Source organism: Brevibacterium sp. ZH18 (assembly GCF_022748595.1).
In the GTDB taxonomy this organism is placed as follows: domain Bacteria; phylum Actinomycetota; class Actinomycetes; order Actinomycetales; family Brevibacteriaceae; genus Brevibacterium.
In genome coordinates, this window is record NZ_JALDSX010000109.1 from 1 (window position 1) to 814 (window position 814).

Sequence of the window (814 nt, forward strand, 5' to 3'; positions counted from 1 at the left end):
TCACCGAAATTGTTTGACCACGTGCAGGTCGTTGCGAGATTACTGGAAGTCGCCGAACCCCAACCGACAACGTTTCTCGAGTCACGCTTTCCGCAGCCGTTCTTTGCCGTCACCGCCGGCGTTTTCGACGTTCCGTCAACATATGACTGTTTCGCACCTGAGTTGATCGTCTTCCCGCAGCGCTTGATGGTCCCCGTCCACGTCTTCGCGCCAGCCTTAAACGCTGCAAGGCTCGATGCTTTGGCATTCTTTGAGTTGTAGTACCAATTGAAGGTAGCTGGCTGCCTCCACCCGTTGAGCTTATATGCGCTGCTCGAGCAGCTAGCCTGGATACTCACACCGTCTGGTGCGATGGTTTCAGCTTTTTCCGCTTCGATTTGCTTCTGCATGGTCACGGCCGCTCGATTACCGGACCATTCGCCGCCGATGTCGACCACGATTCCCTTGGTGTTGTTCGAGACTGAGGCATCAGGTGTCTCCGGTTCGCCTTCGACTGAAACCACGCTGGACTCGACAGTTTCTCCCAGCGCTGGAATTGTCATCTCTCGGCCATCGTCAAGGAGCAGGACGTCTCCTTCTTGCGCGCAAGTTGAGTCAGCGAGTTCTGCTGCATCGATCGCGCCTGTGCAATCGTCGGCAGGATCCGCCTGTGCGGCCTGAGGGATCGCGGTTGCAAGCAGAAGCGTGGAGAGCGTCAAGACGGATGTTGCTATTACACGACTAGGGCGTGTCTCCTTTATTGACCATTCCAGGACTGGCACGGTGGAGACGTGACTACACAGCAACGACACCGAGTCTTCACTGATGAGCAGTG

General features: G+C 56.1%; 1 protein-coding gene. It reads right to left on the reverse strand.

Going from position 1 to position 814, the window contains the following annotated elements; translation table 11 throughout:
• Positions 1-698: hypothetical protein (locus tag MPN20_RS17140; protein WP_242784073.1), on the reverse strand; the 698-nt coding region annotated here is incomplete at its 3' end.
• Positions 699-814 lie beyond the last annotated feature (116 nt).